The 17,023-nt window shown below is 48.7% G+C and carries 18 protein-coding genes; 13 read left to right on the top strand and 5 right to left on the bottom strand.

The features are described from left to right. Nucleotides 1–382: 382 nt before the first annotated feature. Nucleotides 383–859, top strand: a complete 477-nt coding sequence (locus ACEPST_RS03315) for a hypothetical protein (RefSeq protein ID WP_204122170.1) — start codon at nt 383–385, stop codon at nt 857–859. Between the two features lie 51 nt (nt 860–910). Here the strand turns inward: ACEPST_RS03315 and ACEPST_RS03310 are convergent, their stop codons facing one another. Next, nucleotides 911–1,828 (bottom strand): LysR family transcriptional regulator, encoded by a 918-nt coding sequence (locus ACEPST_RS03310; RefSeq protein WP_204122169.1) that lies wholly within the window; start codon nt 1,826–1,828, stop codon nt 911–913. Nucleotides 1,829–1,982: 154 nt separating this feature from the next. On the opposite strand from ACEPST_RS03310, the gene ACEPST_RS03305 reads away from it, so the two are divergent. Continuing rightward, nucleotides 1,983–2,957: an NAD(P)H-dependent flavin oxidoreductase gene (locus ACEPST_RS03305; protein WP_204122168.1), complete on the top strand. Its 975-nt coding sequence runs from the start codon at nt 1,983–1,985 to the stop codon at nt 2,955–2,957. A 56-nt stretch (nt 2,958–3,013) separates the two neighbouring features. Here the strand turns inward: ACEPST_RS03305 and ACEPST_RS03300 are convergent, their stop codons facing one another. The 3 genes from ACEPST_RS03300 to ACEPST_RS03290 form a co-directional block, all read right to left on the bottom strand. Further along, nucleotides 3,014–3,457: a hypothetical protein gene (locus ACEPST_RS03300; protein ID WP_204122167.1), complete on the bottom strand. Its 444-nt coding sequence runs from the start codon at nt 3,455–3,457 to the stop codon at nt 3,014–3,016. A 470-nt stretch (nt 3,458–3,927) separates the two neighbouring features. Further along, nucleotides 3,928–4,197: a 30S ribosomal protein S14 gene (gene rpsN / locus ACEPST_RS03295; RefSeq protein WP_125764638.1), complete on the bottom strand. Its 270-nt coding sequence runs from the start codon at nt 4,195–4,197 to the stop codon at nt 3,928–3,930. A gap of 576 nt (nt 4,198–4,773) precedes the next feature. Continuing rightward, nucleotides 4,774–5,805 (bottom strand): aldose epimerase family protein, encoded by a 1,032-nt coding sequence (locus tag ACEPST_RS03290; protein ID WP_125764640.1) that lies wholly within the window; start codon nt 5,803–5,805, stop codon nt 4,774–4,776. 284 nt (nt 5,806–6,089) lie between these two features. Here ACEPST_RS03290 and ACEPST_RS03285 point away from each other — a divergent pair, with 284 nt between their 5' ends. After that, nucleotides 6,090–6,905, top strand: coding sequence for an alpha/beta hydrolase (locus ACEPST_RS03285; protein ID WP_204122166.1), 816 nt, complete (start codon nt 6,090–6,092; stop codon nt 6,903–6,905). A 43-nt stretch (nt 6,906–6,948) separates the two neighbouring features. On the opposite strand, the gene ACEPST_RS03280 is transcribed toward ACEPST_RS03285, so the two are convergent. Next, on the bottom strand, nt 6,949–7,767 hold the full coding sequence (locus tag ACEPST_RS03280; RefSeq protein WP_204122165.1) for a Cof-type HAD-IIB family hydrolase: 819 nt from the start codon (nt 7,765–7,767) through the stop codon (nt 6,949–6,951). Between the two features lie 246 nt (nt 7,768–8,013). On the opposite strand from ACEPST_RS03280, the gene ACEPST_RS03275 reads away from it, so the two are divergent. From ACEPST_RS03275 to ACEPST_RS03230, 10 genes are all read left to right on the top strand, one after another. Then, nucleotides 8,014–8,397, top strand: a complete 384-nt coding sequence (locus ACEPST_RS03275; protein WP_125764646.1) for a MarR family winged helix-turn-helix transcriptional regulator — start codon at nt 8,014–8,016, stop codon at nt 8,395–8,397. 211 nt (nt 8,398–8,608) lie between these two features. Next, on the top strand, nt 8,609–10,462 hold the full coding sequence (locus tag ACEPST_RS03270; protein WP_204122164.1) for an N-acetylmuramoyl-L-alanine amidase: 1,854 nt from the start codon (nt 8,609–8,611) through the stop codon (nt 10,460–10,462). Between the two features lie 455 nt (nt 10,463–10,917). Beyond that, entirely contained in the window at nt 10,918–11,418 is a 501-nt protein-coding gene (locus ACEPST_RS03265) for a hypothetical protein (protein WP_204122163.1), read from the top strand. A gap of 212 nt (nt 11,419–11,630) precedes the next feature. Beyond that, on the top strand, nt 11,631–12,182 hold the full coding sequence (locus ACEPST_RS03260; protein ID WP_204122162.1) for a hypothetical protein: 552 nt from the start codon (nt 11,631–11,633) through the stop codon (nt 12,180–12,182). 14 nt (nt 12,183–12,196) lie between these two features. Beyond that, entirely contained in the window at nt 12,197–12,712 is a 516-nt protein-coding gene (locus ACEPST_RS03255) for a hypothetical protein (protein ID WP_204122161.1), read from the top strand. 42 nt (nt 12,713–12,754) lie between these two features. Beyond that, nucleotides 12,755–13,252: a hypothetical protein gene (locus tag ACEPST_RS03250; protein WP_204122160.1), complete on the top strand. Its 498-nt coding sequence runs from the start codon at nt 12,755–12,757 to the stop codon at nt 13,250–13,252. A gap of 61 nt (nt 13,253–13,313) precedes the next feature. Beyond that, a complete protein-coding gene (locus tag ACEPST_RS03245) occupies nt 13,314–13,808 on the top strand; it encodes a hypothetical protein (protein ID WP_204122159.1) in 495 nt (164 codons plus the stop codon). A 192-nt stretch (nt 13,809–14,000) separates the two neighbouring features. Continuing rightward, nucleotides 14,001–14,435: a hypothetical protein gene (locus tag ACEPST_RS03240; RefSeq protein ID WP_204122158.1), complete on the top strand. Its 435-nt coding sequence runs from the start codon at nt 14,001–14,003 to the stop codon at nt 14,433–14,435. Between the two features lie 328 nt (nt 14,436–14,763). Further along, entirely contained in the window at nt 14,764–14,856 is a 93-nt protein-coding gene (locus ACEPST_RS03235; protein ID WP_204122175.1) for a PEP-CTERM sorting domain-containing protein, read from the top strand. 1,075 nt (nt 14,857–15,931) lie between these two features. Further along, nucleotides 15,932–16,801 (top strand): CAP domain-containing protein, encoded by an 870-nt coding sequence (locus ACEPST_RS03230; protein WP_204122157.1) that lies wholly within the window; start codon nt 15,932–15,934, stop codon nt 16,799–16,801. The last annotated feature ends 222 nt before the right edge of the window (nt 16,802–17,023 follow it).

Raw genomic sequence — 17,023 nt, 5'->3', positions numbered from 1 at the left:
AGACTGGTTCGCTGTGGGCGCCCGTCTGGAGCCAAAAGGCGGTCTCCAGGCTTACTTTGAGCCTCCTAAACCGAGTCTCAAAGATAGCAGTTTTCTAAGCGGTAAACCGCTAAGAAAACTCCCACGGCTGAGCTCATTTTCACCATACCTGCGGCTGACACGGGTTTAGCCCGTAGGTGGTCGGATTCATCAAGCTTGGTTGATTGTTAATCACACAAAAATAGTTAAAAAGGCAGCGCTCACGTTAGTTGTGGGCGCTGCTTTTGCTGTTGCGCTAGGTTAGGAAGTTCAGCGCGTATCTCCGTGTGTTGCGCTAACGCCTTGAAGACATCGCCAGGTATAATTTACGCAAATTTCAATCCGATTTAAGGGGATGATGGCGGTGAAAAAGCAAGACTTCATCATTGATGCCAACTTCAAACGACTGCGGAACTATTGGCTGGCTTACGCACTGGGCCTGGTTACTTACCTGCTGGGACTTTTGGTTAATTGTCGCTTGGTTTTCGGCCAATTTGTGCCGGTGTGGGACGGTGTTTCCTGGTACCTGACGTTTAACCTAGTGGTACTCTTTCCGGTGGTCTGCATTGTCGGTGAAAAAGTGATTGTCCGCCATTACCGAAGCAGGGTGCCACAGGTTGGTGACGCCTCGACCGCACTTCAGAATCAACATATCTATGTGCACATGGGTGGGCCGTTCTTGATAGGTGGGTCCATGCGTGTTAAACGAACGAACAGTCACACTGGTGATTTTGATTATGTGACTCGCCGGTTGATTGATTTCTTGGGTGTCGTGTTGGCGCCACTAGTTTTAGTCGGGGTGTTGGGGATACTTGGCTGGCAAAAGCTGACAGATAGGTAGGTAGAACAATAGCGCTCACCGCAAAAGGTGGGCGCTATTGTTCAGTTAGGTTTAGCGAATTGCCCGCGTTAACTCGTCCGCTAAGAAACACGTTAGCTGCTGAATGATCGGATCTGCTGTGGTCAAGTGCATGATGGACGTGTCGGTGCGGATAAAGTTAGTCGGCAGGGGCATTAGGTTGTAGCGGCCTGCAGGCAAGTGGCGTTCGGCTAATTTACGGGTCGTGATGGTCGTGGCGTTTGCCATTTGAAAAACAGTCTCCAGAGCACTGGCCGGCGTTGGCAAGAAGAGTTGGTTGCGGGGGTGAATGCCGACCCGCTTGAAGAGATTATCGACGTAGGCTTGAAATTCAGAATGGCCAGAAAGCCCGACGTAGCGGCACTCCGCCATTCTGGTCAGCGTGTCGTCCTCCAATGGCAGATAAAGCGTGCTGGGATCGAACGGCTGACAGGAGTCGGCAATTGGCAGATAAAAAACGGGCGAGGGGAGGTCGGTGATCTCAATGTCCGCGGCGTTCCAGCGCTGACCAATGGTAATATCGATGGCGCCCTCGGCCAAGTCGCTGGCCACGTGGCGGGTCTGCGATTGGGCGAGCTCGATGTTGGCCTGAGGATGGGCGTCCAGGTAGCGCGTAATGGCGTCGATAATATCTTCGGTCAGAAAGGGATTCCCGTTGCTGATGCGGATGGGGCGAGACTGTTGGGCCTTGAGGTTTTCAATGCCGGCATTCAAGCTGTCCTCGGCACTGGCAATTTTTTTCAGGCTGTTAAGGATAAAAACGCCAAATTTGGTGAGTTCGATTGGCTTGTCACGGCGGTTGATCAGGACGACGCCGAATTTGGTTTCCTCGTCCTTTAAAATGCGGCTCACGTAGGGCTGACTCAGGTAAAGACGGTCGGCAATTTCTGAGATGGTGGCGGAAAATTCGACTGATTGCAGAATACTTAACAAGGTTCGTTGACGATTCATGAGATTAGACTCCTTTGAACATAGGTTATTACACTTTGGTTATATTTTGGAAATGAATCCGTATTGGTCAAACACGTTCTTTGCTAATATAATAGCACTTGTGAATAGATTTACAAATTAAAAATAATCAAAAATAACCCAGGAGGTAATAGTCATGACCAATCGAATTTGTGATATTTTAGGAATTGAGAAGCCCATTATTCAGGGGCCACTACTGTGGTTGACGGATGCTAAATTAGTGGCCGCCGTTAGTAATGCCGGTGGTTTAGGGATGTTGGGGTTCAACGCGGGCCAAACCACGGGCACCAAGTCCTTAGATGAGACGATTGACCGGATGCGCGCAGAAATCCACAAGACCAAGGCATTGACGGACAAGCCGTTTGGATTGAATTTCGGACCGACCGGCGATCCTAAGACCGATACCTTTACGCGGCCAACACTAGATCTGATCTACGCCGAAAAGATTCCGGTCGTGGCCTACGTGGGGCCAATCGTTCCAGCGCTGTTCAAGGAATTACACGAACACGGGGTCAAAATCGTCTACCGGTACATCACACCGTCCGTTGAGAACGCCCAAGAAGCCGAAGCCAATGGTGCCGACGTCATTGTGGCCACCGGTTTTGACGAGGGGGGTACCGTGCCCGAAAGAACGGTGGGGACCCTGTCCATCGTGCCATTACTGGTCGATGCGGTTGATCATACCCCAATCATGGCCGCCGGCGGCATTACGGATGCGCGGACGGCGAAGGCCGCTTTTGCCCTTGGTGCGGAAGGCGTGTACTGTGGTACGGCCTTTCTGATGAGTCAAGAATCGCGGATGGCCGAGAACATCAAACAACAAGGTGTTACGACTAATGCCGATGACATGTTGATGTACCGGTCAGAGCCAGCCTACTACCGGTCCTTGCCGGGCGAACTGCCGAACCACTTAATGGAGATGAACCAAGCTGGCGCAACCGGTCAGGAAATCTTCAAGGCCTCTAATGCGTATGATGGTATGCGCCAGGGGATGCTGGTCGGGGACCTCAGTAAGGGGTACGCCTCATTTGGTTTAGGGATTTCAAACATTCACACGATTGATGCCGTACAAACAATTGTTGACCGAATCAGCGCAGGAATTCCTGCATAGAAATTGAAAAGGAGCCGTGACGATTGGGTCACAGCTCCTTTGCTATATCATTTACATTAAAAGTCGTTCGGCATATTTTCCTGTTGCTGTTCCTTGGCCTTGACCATGGGCGCATCTTCTTGCCAGTAGGCCAGCCATTCACCATGCGTGGTCAGGCTTTCCAGGTCGAGTTGGTCCTTAACCAAAAAGTCTTGTTCGAGCCGCTCTTTGAAAGTCGTGAGGAGGTGTTGCATGGTCGCGAGGTTGGCATTCAAGTCGTCGCTACCCAGGTTGGCAATATCCGTTTCAAATTCCGTGCGGATAGCGGTTTCAATTTTACGAAGCTGCCGTTCCTTGTCGCGGGCTAACTTCGGTTGGTTGTGGACGTCAAACGCCATGGCGGGACTCACGCCAACGAATTGGGCGCTGATTTTAGGTAAGTCGAGGCCGTAGGGAACCTGATCCTCATCCCGGTTGCCATAAACGGTAAAGTCGCGAATGACCGTTAAGATTTCTGTCATGTGATTTTCTCCTTTTTAGGAACAATGTTAACTCAAGTTTACGGCATGGAAAAACCCACGTCAAACGGAGCCGCGGGCAGGGTTTGACGTGGGTTGGATTTTGAAATTTTTTGCATGGGATTTGGGTGGTGCGGGGGTAGTCGATGGAAAAAGTTGAGTCAGTTTGAAACGTTTGATTGGCTAATTCCATTTTATTTTTTGGTGCTGAATCCCTTTGAAACGTGCTACGCGGGGCAGGTCCCTGTAATCTTAACTACTGGTTTAGTGAGAGACTTGTGCGTTGACCAGGAAACGGCTTTAGGTCGTTTGACTGGTTCTACACGGCTCTATCCCGTATCTGGCAGCTTCTGAAACGTGCTCCGCGAGCCAGACTCCTGCGCTTAACCCGGCTAAGAAAATATCCCAAGTTCGGGGATATTCCCTTAGCCACGTTAATGCTCAGAGTCTAAGCGGCTCGCTCCGCACTCTGTCTACCAGCTAGCCTTCCGGACCCCGGGAATCTGTCCCTGATGGGCTAATTGGCGGAAGTTTAACCGGGACAACCCGAACTTGCGCATGTAGGCGTGTGGCCGGCCATCGAGGTGGTCTCGGTGGTGCATCCGGGTTGGGGAGGCATCCCGCGGTAACAGGGCGAGTGCTTCGTAATCGCCCGCTGCCTTTAATTCAGCGCGGCGTTCCGCGTACTTTTCAACGGTTTTTTCAATCCGTTTTGCTTTTGCAATCTTTGACTTCTTTGCCATGAATAGATGTCGCTCCTTTATAAATAGTAATAATTACGTTTTACTAACTTATCATAGTGGCCATTTAACTGTCAAACAAAGCGACTCGAGAATTCCTAGTAGGCGTAATCACTTAACGTTGCGAAAAAAATCTGACCGCCCACATCAAGTGGAAAGTCAGATTTTTTTCAACGATATTTAGAAAAACGCATGCAGAAAAACTTTCTGCTAATGTTCGCAATAAGATAAGACGACCACCGCAAGTAAGCCCGTGATGGTGGGCTAAACAAGTGTCAGTCACAGACCTGATGAAAATGCGCCAGCGCGGTAAGTATCAGTGACCAGAGGTGGGTCAAAATGCCCAGCTGTGTCGGTGGTCTTGGCTGAGGTTTTTTCTCAGCCTAGCCCACGGGACGACCTTTGAGACCGCACTTCGGCTCAAAGTCGAGGTGGAAGCCCGCTTCTCAGGCTGGAACCGACCCCATAGCAGGGCGTTTTGAACCCACCGTCGGGAACGGAAAGTTACCGCAGACAAGCGTACTTTTCACCAGGTCTGTAGCGAGGGCAACGACCGTTTAGCCCACCAAAATCAAAGGCTTAGTAAGTGATGTCGTAGATGATTTCGTCGCGCTTGGTCTCGCCTGGCGCCAGCTTAACGTCCCCAAATTCAGGGAAGTTCTGGGAGTCGGGAAGTCCTTGTGCTTCCAACGCAACGCCCATGTAAGGCTGGCCAGCGCCGGTCGTCAACTTCATGTCGGACGTGAAGGAGTTCGCGGTGAAGACCACAAGACCGTTACGCTTAGACTTGATGGTGACGGCCCGGTTGGATTGTGGATCGGATAATTTAGCAACCATGTCGTCGGCACCGGGAACCACGTGGTACACGTCATCGAAGCCCTTTTCGGGGATGTCTTGGAGTCCACGGATGGCCTTGCCTAAGTTTTGACCGTCGGCGAAGTCGTAAGGGGTGCCAGCGTTAGCGACCATCTTCCCGGTTGGTAATTTTTCGCCATCCAGGTCGAGGTGTTCTTGACTGTTGATCTGCAACGTCTGCCCAGAAATCAACTGGTCATCGCCGACGTTAAAGTAGACGTGCAGCGTGGGGTTGAAGAGGGTGAGCGCCGTACTAGTCGCCTCGAAGGCCAGGGTCACACGGTCATGGTTGTCCAGACTGTAGATCATTTTAGCGGTCAGGTCACCAGGGAAGGAGTCGTCGGTGCTCTTGAAGGTGTGAGTCAAAATGATCCGTGCCTTGTCGGGGTCCGTGGTGTCCAGGTTACCGGCCCAGTTGACCGTGTTGAAGCCGTGGGGACCACCATGCAGGGTATTCTTTCCTTCATTAGGATCAACGTGAACGGTTTGACCGTCTAAGTCGAAAGTGCCCCGGGTAATCCGGCCAGCAGTTCGGCCAATGCCCATGCAAACGTAGAACGGATTGTCTAGGTAATCGGCCATCTTGTGGTAAGATAGCACCAGATTCTTATCACCCTTGGCAGTCGGCACCATTAACTGGTGCAACGTGGCTCCCCAGCTCAGGATGGCAAGCTTCACACCATTGTCATTTTCAATGGTGTATTCAGTGACGGCTTCATTTTGGTAAGTATCCCAGTGGTTCGTAGCAGTTTGCATAGCAAGTCCTCGTTTTCTATTTGTCTAAAGCGGTTTCATTTAAGTCTATCATATATTTTTGTCCGGACAATTGTCAAATGAATTTCTAACAAAAACCAATAATTGGTGCGGTTAATCACAAGACAGTCGTGAAGCAACGTTTGTTTGACCAAGATAGGCCATAACTTATGCGGATGAATTTTCGCGTAAAAATGTTAACGGTGACAAATGTTTTGTGAACGAAATTTCACTTGTGTACAATTGAGAGAACTGGCATAATGGATTAGTTTAAGGAGGGTTGCGGTATGTGGCGTAAATTACGTTGGTTGCCAATGGTTTTGGGTGCAAGTTGGTTGGGGTTTCACTGGGCAAGTCGGCAGACGACCCCGGCAGAGCCCTTGCGACGACGGCGACCACGGTTCACTTACACGACAACGCCGACACTCTTTATTCCTGGTTGGGGTGGCAACGCGTGGACCTATAATGGGTTATTGCGGTGGCTGGCCCGAGCCGGATTTGGTCACAAAGTGTTAACGGTGCGCGTCGACCGTCACGGGGAGTTACATGTCACTGGAAAATGGACCGGCCAAGCCGATAATCCACTGATTCAAGTGATATTTGACCACACGTTTACGGCCGACTATCAACAGCAGATTGGCTGGATCACCGCGATTTTGCGGCATTTAAAAAGCCACTACCACGTGCAAGCCTATAATCTCGTGGCTCACTCGTGGGGTGGCAGTGCTGCAGTTAATAGTTTGTTATTGTACGGTGCGGCGGGGGATGTTCCCCGGCTGAACCGGTTAGTCCTCTTGGGAGCCCCCGTTGACGAACATGATGCGGATCACCCCGTTGATGCCACTTTTCAGCGGCTACGGGCCACGCCAGTCGACTGGTCGGCTCTGGGGACGGGAATGATTCACAATGTCTACGGCACGCTTTCTGGCCGACTCACGGACGGGTCCGTACCGGTGTCTCAGATTACCCCACTGCGCCCGCTACTAGCGGACAGTGCGCTTGGGTATCAAGAACACCATGTTCCCGGCGTTGGGCACGGCCGGCTACACAGCTCACCACGGATGTGGCGACTGATTGCCCGGTTATTGTGGGCAGATGAATGAGACAGGCTACCAGCAACTAACCGTTTGAATGGTTTAGTTACTTTTAAACTTCGTCGGCTAAAATGGCCTCAATGACGTCTAGTACGCCATCGTGATCATTGTCGGCCGGGGTAATTAGGTTGGCGACCTGTTTCACGGAATCGGTTCCGTTCTGCATCGCGACGCCAAGACCCACGTGGGACAGCATCTCGCGGTCGTTGTCGTTGTCCCCAAAGGCAGCAATTTCACTGGGGTCGATGTGCCACGTCTTGGCGAGTTCGGTCAGGCCAATGGCCTTGTTCATGTGGGCGGCAACGATGTCGATACTGCCGAAGCCACTGGCCATGGCGTTGATCTGTCCAGGGAAGCGGGCGTTGAGCTTAGCGGCCAGTTGCTGGATGGATTCGTTGGGCCACTCACCGTTGATTTTGTAGATGGTGTCGTGGACCTGCGTCAGGTCGGGCACGCGAACCACGTTATTGAAGAAGTAGGCCTGCGATTTTGCATCGGTGGGCTGGTCCGTCTGGTTGATGTAGGTGCCATGGGCACCGGACAGGCGGAGTACTTGCGGCCGGAGCGTTTCGTCGGCGAGAATGGCGGTTACGACTTGTTTGACGACCGTGTCATCGACCGGTGTTTCTAACAAGGTCTGGCCCTGGTCAACGATCAGGCTACCATTCTCCGCGACGAATGTTTGGACGCGGGGCGTGGGGGCAAACACTTTCTCTAAATGGCCTAAGTGGTTCCCACTGGCCACGACAAAGTGGATGCCAGCGGCTGTCAGGCGCGTGAGTTGTTGGTCAAAGCGGGTGTGATTGTATTGCCGTTGTGAATTCAGGAAAGTCCCGTCAACGTCGGTGGCAATCAGTTTAATACGTGTCATGTTGGTCTCCTTCATGTGTTTAAGAATTTCTAATGTTAATGATAAAGACTTCCGGTTAGGAATTCAATGGTGTAGGTTAACGAGAGAATGAAAATAACGGTTCTAATTACTAGTGTTTTTAATCAATATGCTATAAACTATTAATAAATCGGTAACATAAAGACTGAAAATAAGGGTTATAATAAATGGTTAGCGGGTCAGATAGTAGAAGCCACGCTAACGCAATGTAGAAAGGAAGAAAGATTAATGACGCAAACGAACGATTTAAACCAATCCTTGGAATGGTTCTCACAACTCCAAAAGATCATGCGGCCAGTAACCACGATTAAAACGGAGGATATCACGATTTCGTTGGAACAATTTAACTTGTTGCACGCCATCACTGACCAAAAGGAAGAATTCACGCCAACCAAATTTGCTGGGCAAATTGGCGTTTCCAAGTCAATGATCTCCGGTCAAATCTCTCGGTTACTGCGCGCTGGTTTAATCGAAAGCATCGCCTCACAAGTTGACCGTCGTCAACACAACTTAAAGTTGACGCCAGACGGTGTAAAAGTTTACACCCAAGTTCGCGGTCAAGTTGTCGAACGCCTCAACGGCTTGCACGATGACATTTCACAATTAATGTAGGCAGCCGTGAAAACGAGACCGTTTCTGGATTGACCAGGCGGGGTTCGTTGGCGAAATGTAAACAAAGTACGTTAATTTTCATGTAAAAAATAAGTCCCCTTTACGACCGGAATCTTTCAATCGTGTGACAATTTGGTTAAGATGGCCCAACGCTTTCTTGTCTTAGCTATAATGGAACATGTAGAAAGAATTTGGAACTGGAGGGGATTTTTTGAATTTGAGGAAAAAGCTCGGCCTATTGGTTACGGTTGCCGCGGGAGCAACATTAGTAGGTCTAAGCTCGGTCAATGTATTACCGAGTCTGAGCGCGAACGAGTCAGTTGCCTACGCAGCGACAACGATTAATGCAAAGCACCAGGGGATGGTTGCGGACGCCAAGACGGCGAACAATGACGCTTTGCAGAACATGATCGACAAGTGGAGCGGGAGTGTCACCATCCATGTGCCAAAGGGGACTTACCTCTTTGACGCCGGGAACATTAAGTTACATTCGAACATCACGTTTAAGTTTGATAAGGGTGCCGTTTTCCGGATTACTGAAGGCAACCGGGTGAACTTTGTTTATCCTAGTCCGGAAGCCGGTTACGACGGCGGTATCAGCAACGTGACTTGGCAAGGCGCTACGTTCCAAGGCGACAACACGTCTGACGGGCAAAGTGTCTTCACCCAAAGTATCCATCACGCCACGAACGTTAACTTTGACAAGTGTGTCTTTGACAACGCCGAATCACCGACTGGCCACTACATCGATATCGATGGGAGCCACAACGTAAATATTACGAATTCAGTTTTCACCGGATTCAATGGCTCACAAGATTTCAAGGAAGCCATTCAAGTGGACTACTCCAACAAGAAGGCCATGTCCTACAAGAACAAGGGCGACCAATACGATAACTTACCTAGTTATGACGTGACGGTCGACAACAACCAGTTCTTGCCAGTTTCCAAGAAGTCCGGGCAAGTCTCTTCATACGCGCCTAACCCGATCGGTGAACACGCCATCTATGGCCATGGGAAGGCGGGCATCATTCATGACGTCCACTTCACCAACAACACGGTCGTTGATCCTAAGCCACTGATGGACGATGGCGTTGCCACGATTCACTTTAAGGGCATTTCTAACCTGTGGATCACCGGTAACAAATTTATCAATCAACACGTGTTAGGTTCTGGGAACTACATTTACCTGTTGAACTCCGAACCCGATTACACGATGACCAATCTGAATATCACGGACAACACGTTCACCAACGTTAACCCTACCAAGCAGTACGTTTACTTGGATAGCACGTCCGATGATAACCCGATGACGGACGTCACCATTACCGGGAACAATGCCATCACCCAGAAATTGGGTGCCACGTTTGTGAAGGGAAACTTCCCATTGACTAGCGCCGGCATTGACATCAATGACAACAAGATTACCAAGGGCAGCGTGGTCGACACCAATGTGACCTCGCAACAGACCATCACCGACACGACGGTCAACAAGCCATCTGGTTCCAACTCAACCAGCAAGCCCAACAAAGACAAGCAAAAGCTGAAGAAGCGTAAGCAAACCAACAAGAGTGAAAAGTACGTGGGCGGGTTAGACACCCAACACGCTGAACTCAAGGCCAACTTCGATACTTACTCCCTGTACAACCATATTCGCGGTCACAAGAACTGGAATATCATGAAGTACAACTGGAAGAAGCAAAAGAAGATGCGCGTTTACGTGGATATGCGGGCCACGGCCGACACCGGCGACTGGTACCGGATCCGCTTCAGCAAGAAGTCTACGACCAAGTACTGGATTCGCAAGGGCGCCTTGCAATTCGATACCTTCTCAAACGAAGAATACAGTCGAGACTTAACGCTGATGAAGATTTACCCAGTTTACACGCTGCCATTTAACGATCCGATGTTAGCCAAGCAAAAAGGCACCACGGCAGACATCTCCGAGCGGCGCGTGACGATTACCCACCGAGTTAAGCGGACCGATTCTGACGGCAAGGTCACGACTTATTACCAAATGAGTAATGGGTTGTGGACGCGTGCCTTGGCCTTCGATCTCGATTCATAAACCATTTGCTGCTGGCAAGATCAATCGCCTTACCGTTCTGCCAGCCCAGGGAGCACAAGCCATGGGGCGTTCTGAAGCCTGAAAGTCGGTCTCCAGAAGCACCCTTATGCTAAGCGGTAAACCGCTAAGCATAACGACACGGCTAGGCTCCCAATGCTGGCGCCACTCACGGCTGACGTTGATCGTTGCCAACACATGGTTTGCATCGTCTGTGTGATTATTTATAAAGTGTTTATGAGGTCCAACCTGCTTAATTGCGGGTTGGGCCTTTTTTTGCAATAACAGCATGCAGAGTTGCAGGCAACTCTACTGGTCGGAAATAGTGTTATCGGCCGTTGGGTTTTGCTACGATTGTTGCGGTGCTTGTGAATCGCTTGAACCTTGGACGAGATTCTCAGGCGTCTAATAAAGAGATGTTCAGTGATTGAGCTGACACATCGTGGAGGATATCATAGATGACAAGATTACATAAGCAGTTACTACATGCTGGCCTGGCCTTGATGACGGTAGCAACGGTTGGGGCCGCAATCCCTGGAACGACGGCTAATGCCGCAACGCGGACAGTGCCTCAGTCCTTGAGAAATACCTGGTTTGCCTGGGGTGGCGAGGCCGGTGCTCATAAAATTAAGATTACGGCCAAGACGTATACCAACACGTTTGGGTGGTATAGGCATGGCAAATGGATTGTGAATGGCACGAAGTATACGCTGAAACTAGGCAAGAAGGTAAAGAAGAATAAGACCTTTACATTGAGCAAAAAGGCGGACAAGAATGGTTACCGGACGTTGACGACCAACCTTTCAGATCAGATGGGGAAGACTGTGATGAAGGTTAAGCGCGTCAAAGTTCACAACAAAACCAAGTTAAAAATGGTCATCAAATTTTCTGGCAACTCTAAGGCAACGAATATGTTCTTCCCAGTTACTAAGAAAATCATTAACACGGATATGAATTAGGATAAGTTGCCTTGAGATAGTTGCAGGCACTTTTGTGCGAGACACGAAATGTAGAGTTTCATGTATTCTTACAGGTCGGAAATAGTATTATCGACCGTTCTAGTTTGCTAGGCTTTATACGGTGTTTGTGAAGCGCTTCAATGACAGAATATGACGTAAACACCAAATAAAGATGTGTCCGCTGAGTGTAGATGCATCATGGAGGATTGAAAATGACAAGATTACATAAGCAGATGTTGCGCGCTAGCTTAGCGTTGGTGACACTGACTAGCGTGGGATTAGCTGGGACAACGGCTAACGCGGCGACAAAGCTGGGCAATTCTGTGCCGAAGTCCTTGTGGGGAACCTGGTATGAGTTGAACAGCCAGTCGGGAATCATGCGGGTCAAGCTGACAGCTAAGACCTACAGTATTTCCAAGGGGTTCTTTATTAAAGGCAAATGGACGCCTAACTGGAATGGTGGCAAGACGTATCGGCTAGGGAAAAAGGTCAAGTTGCGTAAGACATTCACGATTACGGCCAAGAACAATAAGAAGGGTTACCGAACGATTACGGCACGACATAACAGTTATTCCTACGTGAAGTCCCAGTATAAACGGACGACCTCTAAGTATTTCAAGCAGGTCGTTTTGGGCCATAGAGCAATGACCTACACCAATAAACATACCCCTACAATGAGTGATACGTATCCATCTGAGTTGGCGCAATATACCAATCCGGCCAAGCACTTTTACGATGAATTTGGCATTGGTAGTCTGAAGTAGGAGAGGTGAAAGAAATGAAACGTGGCGTATTAATTAGTGTGAGCCTGTTATTGGGGGCTCTCGGGTTAGGCATGAGTCTGCCAACATCTGCGGATGCCGCAACGACAATTCCACAGAATATGCGGGGGACTTGGTTTTTCTCTAATGGCGATGAAGATCCAGGACTCACGCGGGTTGTTCTGAAGGCCAAGACTTACGATATAGCTTTTGGGACGTTCAGTCATGGAAAGTTTGTTAAGAAGTGGAATAACAAGCAACCTTTGAAGCTGGCTAACCAATTGACCGTTAATAAGACATTTACGACCAGTAAGCAGGGTAAGAAACTAATACTGAAGACTAAGATGGCAGATTGGGGACTGGTCACGTATACCTATTCGATGAAGAAGGGGCATCTCTATCAACAATGGAGCAAGGATGATAGTGACGCTAAAAACGTTTATTTGAGTGGGGTATTTAAGTATAGCAAGCTAGCTCACCCGGAAAAATATTTGAATGAAGTGTATAAAGCTGGGACCGCTCGCCGGTTATAACGCTTAGCTATTAGTAAAATTGATTAAGGGAGTAATTCTAAGATGAAAAAGTCAGTATCAAGAATGGCCCTTACCCTGTCATTGTTAGGACTGGGGATTGTTGGTGCAACCGGTGTTTCGACAACGACGGCCCATGCCGCTAAGTTGTCAGCCGTTCCTAAAAATTTACGGGGAACCTGGGGCACGTTAGGTGAAAATTTTTATATGGTGACTTTTACTAAGAATAGTTTTTTGTTCTCCAACGTCACACGAACCAAGAATAAAAATTGGGTGATGCAGAAAACACCTGGTGTTTACCAACACTTGAAGCTAGATAAGAAGGTTAAGGTGAACAAGACATTTACAATCAGTAAGAAGAATAAACATGGTTATGTGTATGTTCACTCAAAAAGTAAGGGTGATAGTTTTACCAATAAGTATTACTTTAAAGTCAAAGGTAAGACGTTGAAGTGGAGCAACTATCCGAATGGGAAAAGGGCTGATGAGTATACGAAATTGCCGACGATGGCTAGTCGGAAGGCATTCTTCGGGAGTTTCTAGACAACAAACTGTGCAGCTTTTGTGTGGATGCTATATTTTTTGACAAAAGGAGAATTTTTAAATGAAAAAATTAGTGAAATTAGGCGTTGCAGCGTTAGTTGCTGTGAGCTTTGGCGGATTAACAGTTACGACGGCGGACGCAGCGACCTGGCACAAAGGGTTACCCAAGATTATTCGGAACAAGATGTACCGGACTAAATTTGATATGACTTATCCAAATGATCCGCAATACACTTGGTACAAAGGGACTAAAACGACGTTAATGGAGCGCGCTACGCAAAGTGGTGCGCCATATAAACTTTCTAAGACAAAGTATAAAAAGGTTGGCAAAACTTACATCATTCATGGTTATGACAAGCTCAGTACTGCTAGAAACAAAATGACTGTTGGAAATAAAAAGTTTGGCAAGGTCTATGGTTACGTTCGAGTCCGTAAATTAAGCAATAAGAAAATCAAGATTGCTGATGGTAAGAAAACTACTAAGTATGAGGGGAAGTATGTCACAATGCAGCGCTTTTACCACTTCCCCCGGATAAATGGGCAGGTCAAAAAGTAGGTTATAAATGTAAGTCAATTTGTGCCGCTTTAGCGTAAATGAGATACTTAACGAGGTGAATGGTTGTGATCTGACGCCGGCCAATCAGAATTGTTATGGCACAGGTGACAAGTCGATTTGCCTCGTTTTCGTACATAGGTGATTTTTGAAAATAAGTCGCGCGTACGCGTACGGAAGAGGAGAAATAACAAGATGAACAAATTTATCAAGGCGGGGGTATCTGCCCTAGTTGTCGCTATCAGTGTTGGTGGTTCAGCGATAACCGGTGAGGCTGCGACCTGGCATAAAGGCTTACCGACATTTATTCAGAACAAAAAATTCAAGAGTAAAATCAAAAATGAGATTGGCGTGTGGTCTAAAGCAACTAAGACTACGGTGTTCATGAAGCAGACGCAGGGTGAACAATTGCCAGCCATCAGCCATACTAAGTATAAGAAAATGGGAAAGGTCTATTTAATCAAAGGTAAGTATCACGACCCCCGCATTGGAAAAGGCCTGCACACTTACTATTATCGGGTTCAAAAACTCACTAGTAAAAAAATAAAAATGGCAAGTGGTAAGACTGGCAAGCTAACTACGATGACGAGATTTAAGCACGCACCTAAGAATAGTCAGACTTGGTGGTAGCGGGATGCATGAAATGGGTCATTATCTTTTAGCATACTCAGTTGAAGCGGACATAGGGAGCTAATGAATAGTATGAAAAGAAGAATTTTATGGCTAAGTTTGCTGGTGGCACTTGCCGTCGTAGGTACTGGTTGTGGCCAGCAAGCCAACTCTAGGACCGGTCACAAGGATAATCAGTCAACCAAGGTTGCCGGCAAGGCTGGCAATAAGCAAGCCACCGCGACTAAAGCGGAAACGCCTAAGCCCTCAGCGTTGACGACGTTGTTGTCCCCACTGATGGGGAAGAATGCTGAAGATCCGAGTACCCAATCGCACAACGAATTGACGTATTCTCAGTTCTATTATCAGCATAATAATTGGTACTGGCGGCTATCTTCTAAGGCGCAGAAAACAATTGTTGGCGGAAAGATTACAACCCTAAGTGGGGATTCTAGTGAGTATAAGTTGACCGGCAAGCAGGCCAACGGGGATGATTTTACTGTGACGTTAACGTGGTATTCTTCAAATCAATCTTATTGGCTCAAATCCAGCACGCCCAAGTTTAACCGGGCGTACGTGATTGGCGACACCAATGGGTCCTGGACGACCGGGGCACCGACAGCGCTAATTGGGACCTGGTCGACACATATTTATAAGCCGGCGCCAAGCAAGTACGATGATGCCGAAACGCTAAAGAAGGCGCCTTACAGTCGAACCCGTTTCTTTATAAGCAATCAAGGAATCGATGGGCAAAAGGATAGTTTCACACCGAAGTATACCGTCTATGATACCGGAAATGGTTGGGGGGCCAACGATGCAACCACCTACAAACAACTTAGCGACAAGACTTATTTGTTGCGCACAACTTCAAGTGGACGATTGTTTAACGTCTACAAGGTGACGCTTAAAAATAAACAACTGACCGTGGCGGGGGGCGAGAGCGACCTAGCCAATCTGAACAAGGTTTCTAGCAAACCGGGGCAGGCCTTTGGTTTCGACAATAGCTCGGCACTACACTTAACCTCGAAGCAACTGGATAACTGGATTGCTCGGCACTTGTCGGACTTCAATCGAGACTCGCATCAAGTCAAGCAGGCTTCGTTTATGGCTGACACAGACAAGAAGGGGCGGGTGACCGTCGACGTCTACGATTATGGTCGTGACAGCCCGATTGCCCAGCGGGTTGGTCGGTTCCGGGTCACCGCAATGGGGGTCTTAGAAGCCCAAGAAGCTGGTGATACGATTTGGTGGCCAGTTTCTGATGATCCAACCAATTAACATTTCTGAAGTGGCGTCACTAGGCAAAGGGGTTAAGGGCTGAGGCATAGACAAAATTACCGACAATGGCGAATCGGAAGGCGTTCTGCGGTAACTATTAACACCCCAGTTTGCGCCGCTTTAGTGTAAGTGATATATTTAACGAGGTAAACGGTTATGAATTGACAGTAATTTCAATTCGACCGATTGCCTCGTTTTGTACATAGAGGTTTAAAATAAATTTTCAGGAGGAAAACAAGATGAAAAAGTTTTATTTAGCATTAACCGTTCTGGCCGTTGCGACGGTCGGTTTAAGTGCCACGACCACGCCGGCTGCGGCCAAGAGTGGCGCTAAGGTACTCAGCACCAAGAAGGTCAAGAAGACCGCCTACCACGCCACGAAGGGGACCATTTACAAGACCAATAAGCTGACCAAGGTTGCCCACCACGCCAAGAACTACAAATACACGACGCTGTACGTGACCAAGCAGAGCACGGTTCGTAAGGCTAACCACAAGAAGGCCGTCTACAGTTACATCACCACGAAGAAGGCCCGCGGCTGGATTCTGCGGAGCTATTTGAAGAAGGGGGTTGCGCCTAAGAAGTCGACTAAGACGATCCAGACAACGACCACCACCACGACTACGGCGAAGAAAAACGACGACTCGACCACGACGCAGACCACGGCGGCTACGTTTAACGCCCAAGCGGCCAACGCTGATTTCTTAGCCATGGTCAACAAGGAACGGGCTAAGACTGGTGCCGCACCACTGACGATTGCGACTAAGCTGACGAATTTGGCTAACCAACGGGCCGCTGACTGTGCGAAATTAGGCGATATTACCCACTACGATAGTGCGGGTAACACGGTCTACCTCGAAGAAGGACCCAAGTTTGGCATCAACTTCGACGAGGGCCTGAGCTCTGAATGCCTGTACATGGCCGATGAGGGCTTTGTGGGCGACTACCAGAAGGCTGGCACCAACGCCGCTGACCAGTACCTCTACCACGATGCTGAGTCCAACTGGGGTCACCGGGACAACCTGATCAACCCTGAAGCCAAGACGATTGGGATTGGCTGGAAGATTTCTAACGGCATGATTTACAACGCTGTCGACCAACAAGGATAGTAAATATAAATGCAACCCACCGGAGAATACAAATTTTTCGGTGGGTTGTTAAGTTTTCCTTCAAACTTGATTCACATCAATGACACCGTTTTCCTGAAAATGGTACACTGTTTCCAAGTTCTAGCGAGCATCTTCAAACAATCTTCACCTTTCCACCGTAAAACGGTTGCATTCCCCTGATAGAGTGTATTGTAAGCCCATGAAAAGTGGACGAACAGGCTA

Source organism: Levilactobacillus sp. FUA 3915 (genome assembly GCF_044053135.1).
GTDB classification, from domain to species: Bacteria; Bacillota; Bacilli; order Lactobacillales; family Lactobacillaceae; genus Levilactobacillus; species Levilactobacillus lanxiensis.
Note: the sequence above shows the minus strand (reverse complement) of the source record. Positions and strands in the feature narration are given on the sequence as shown.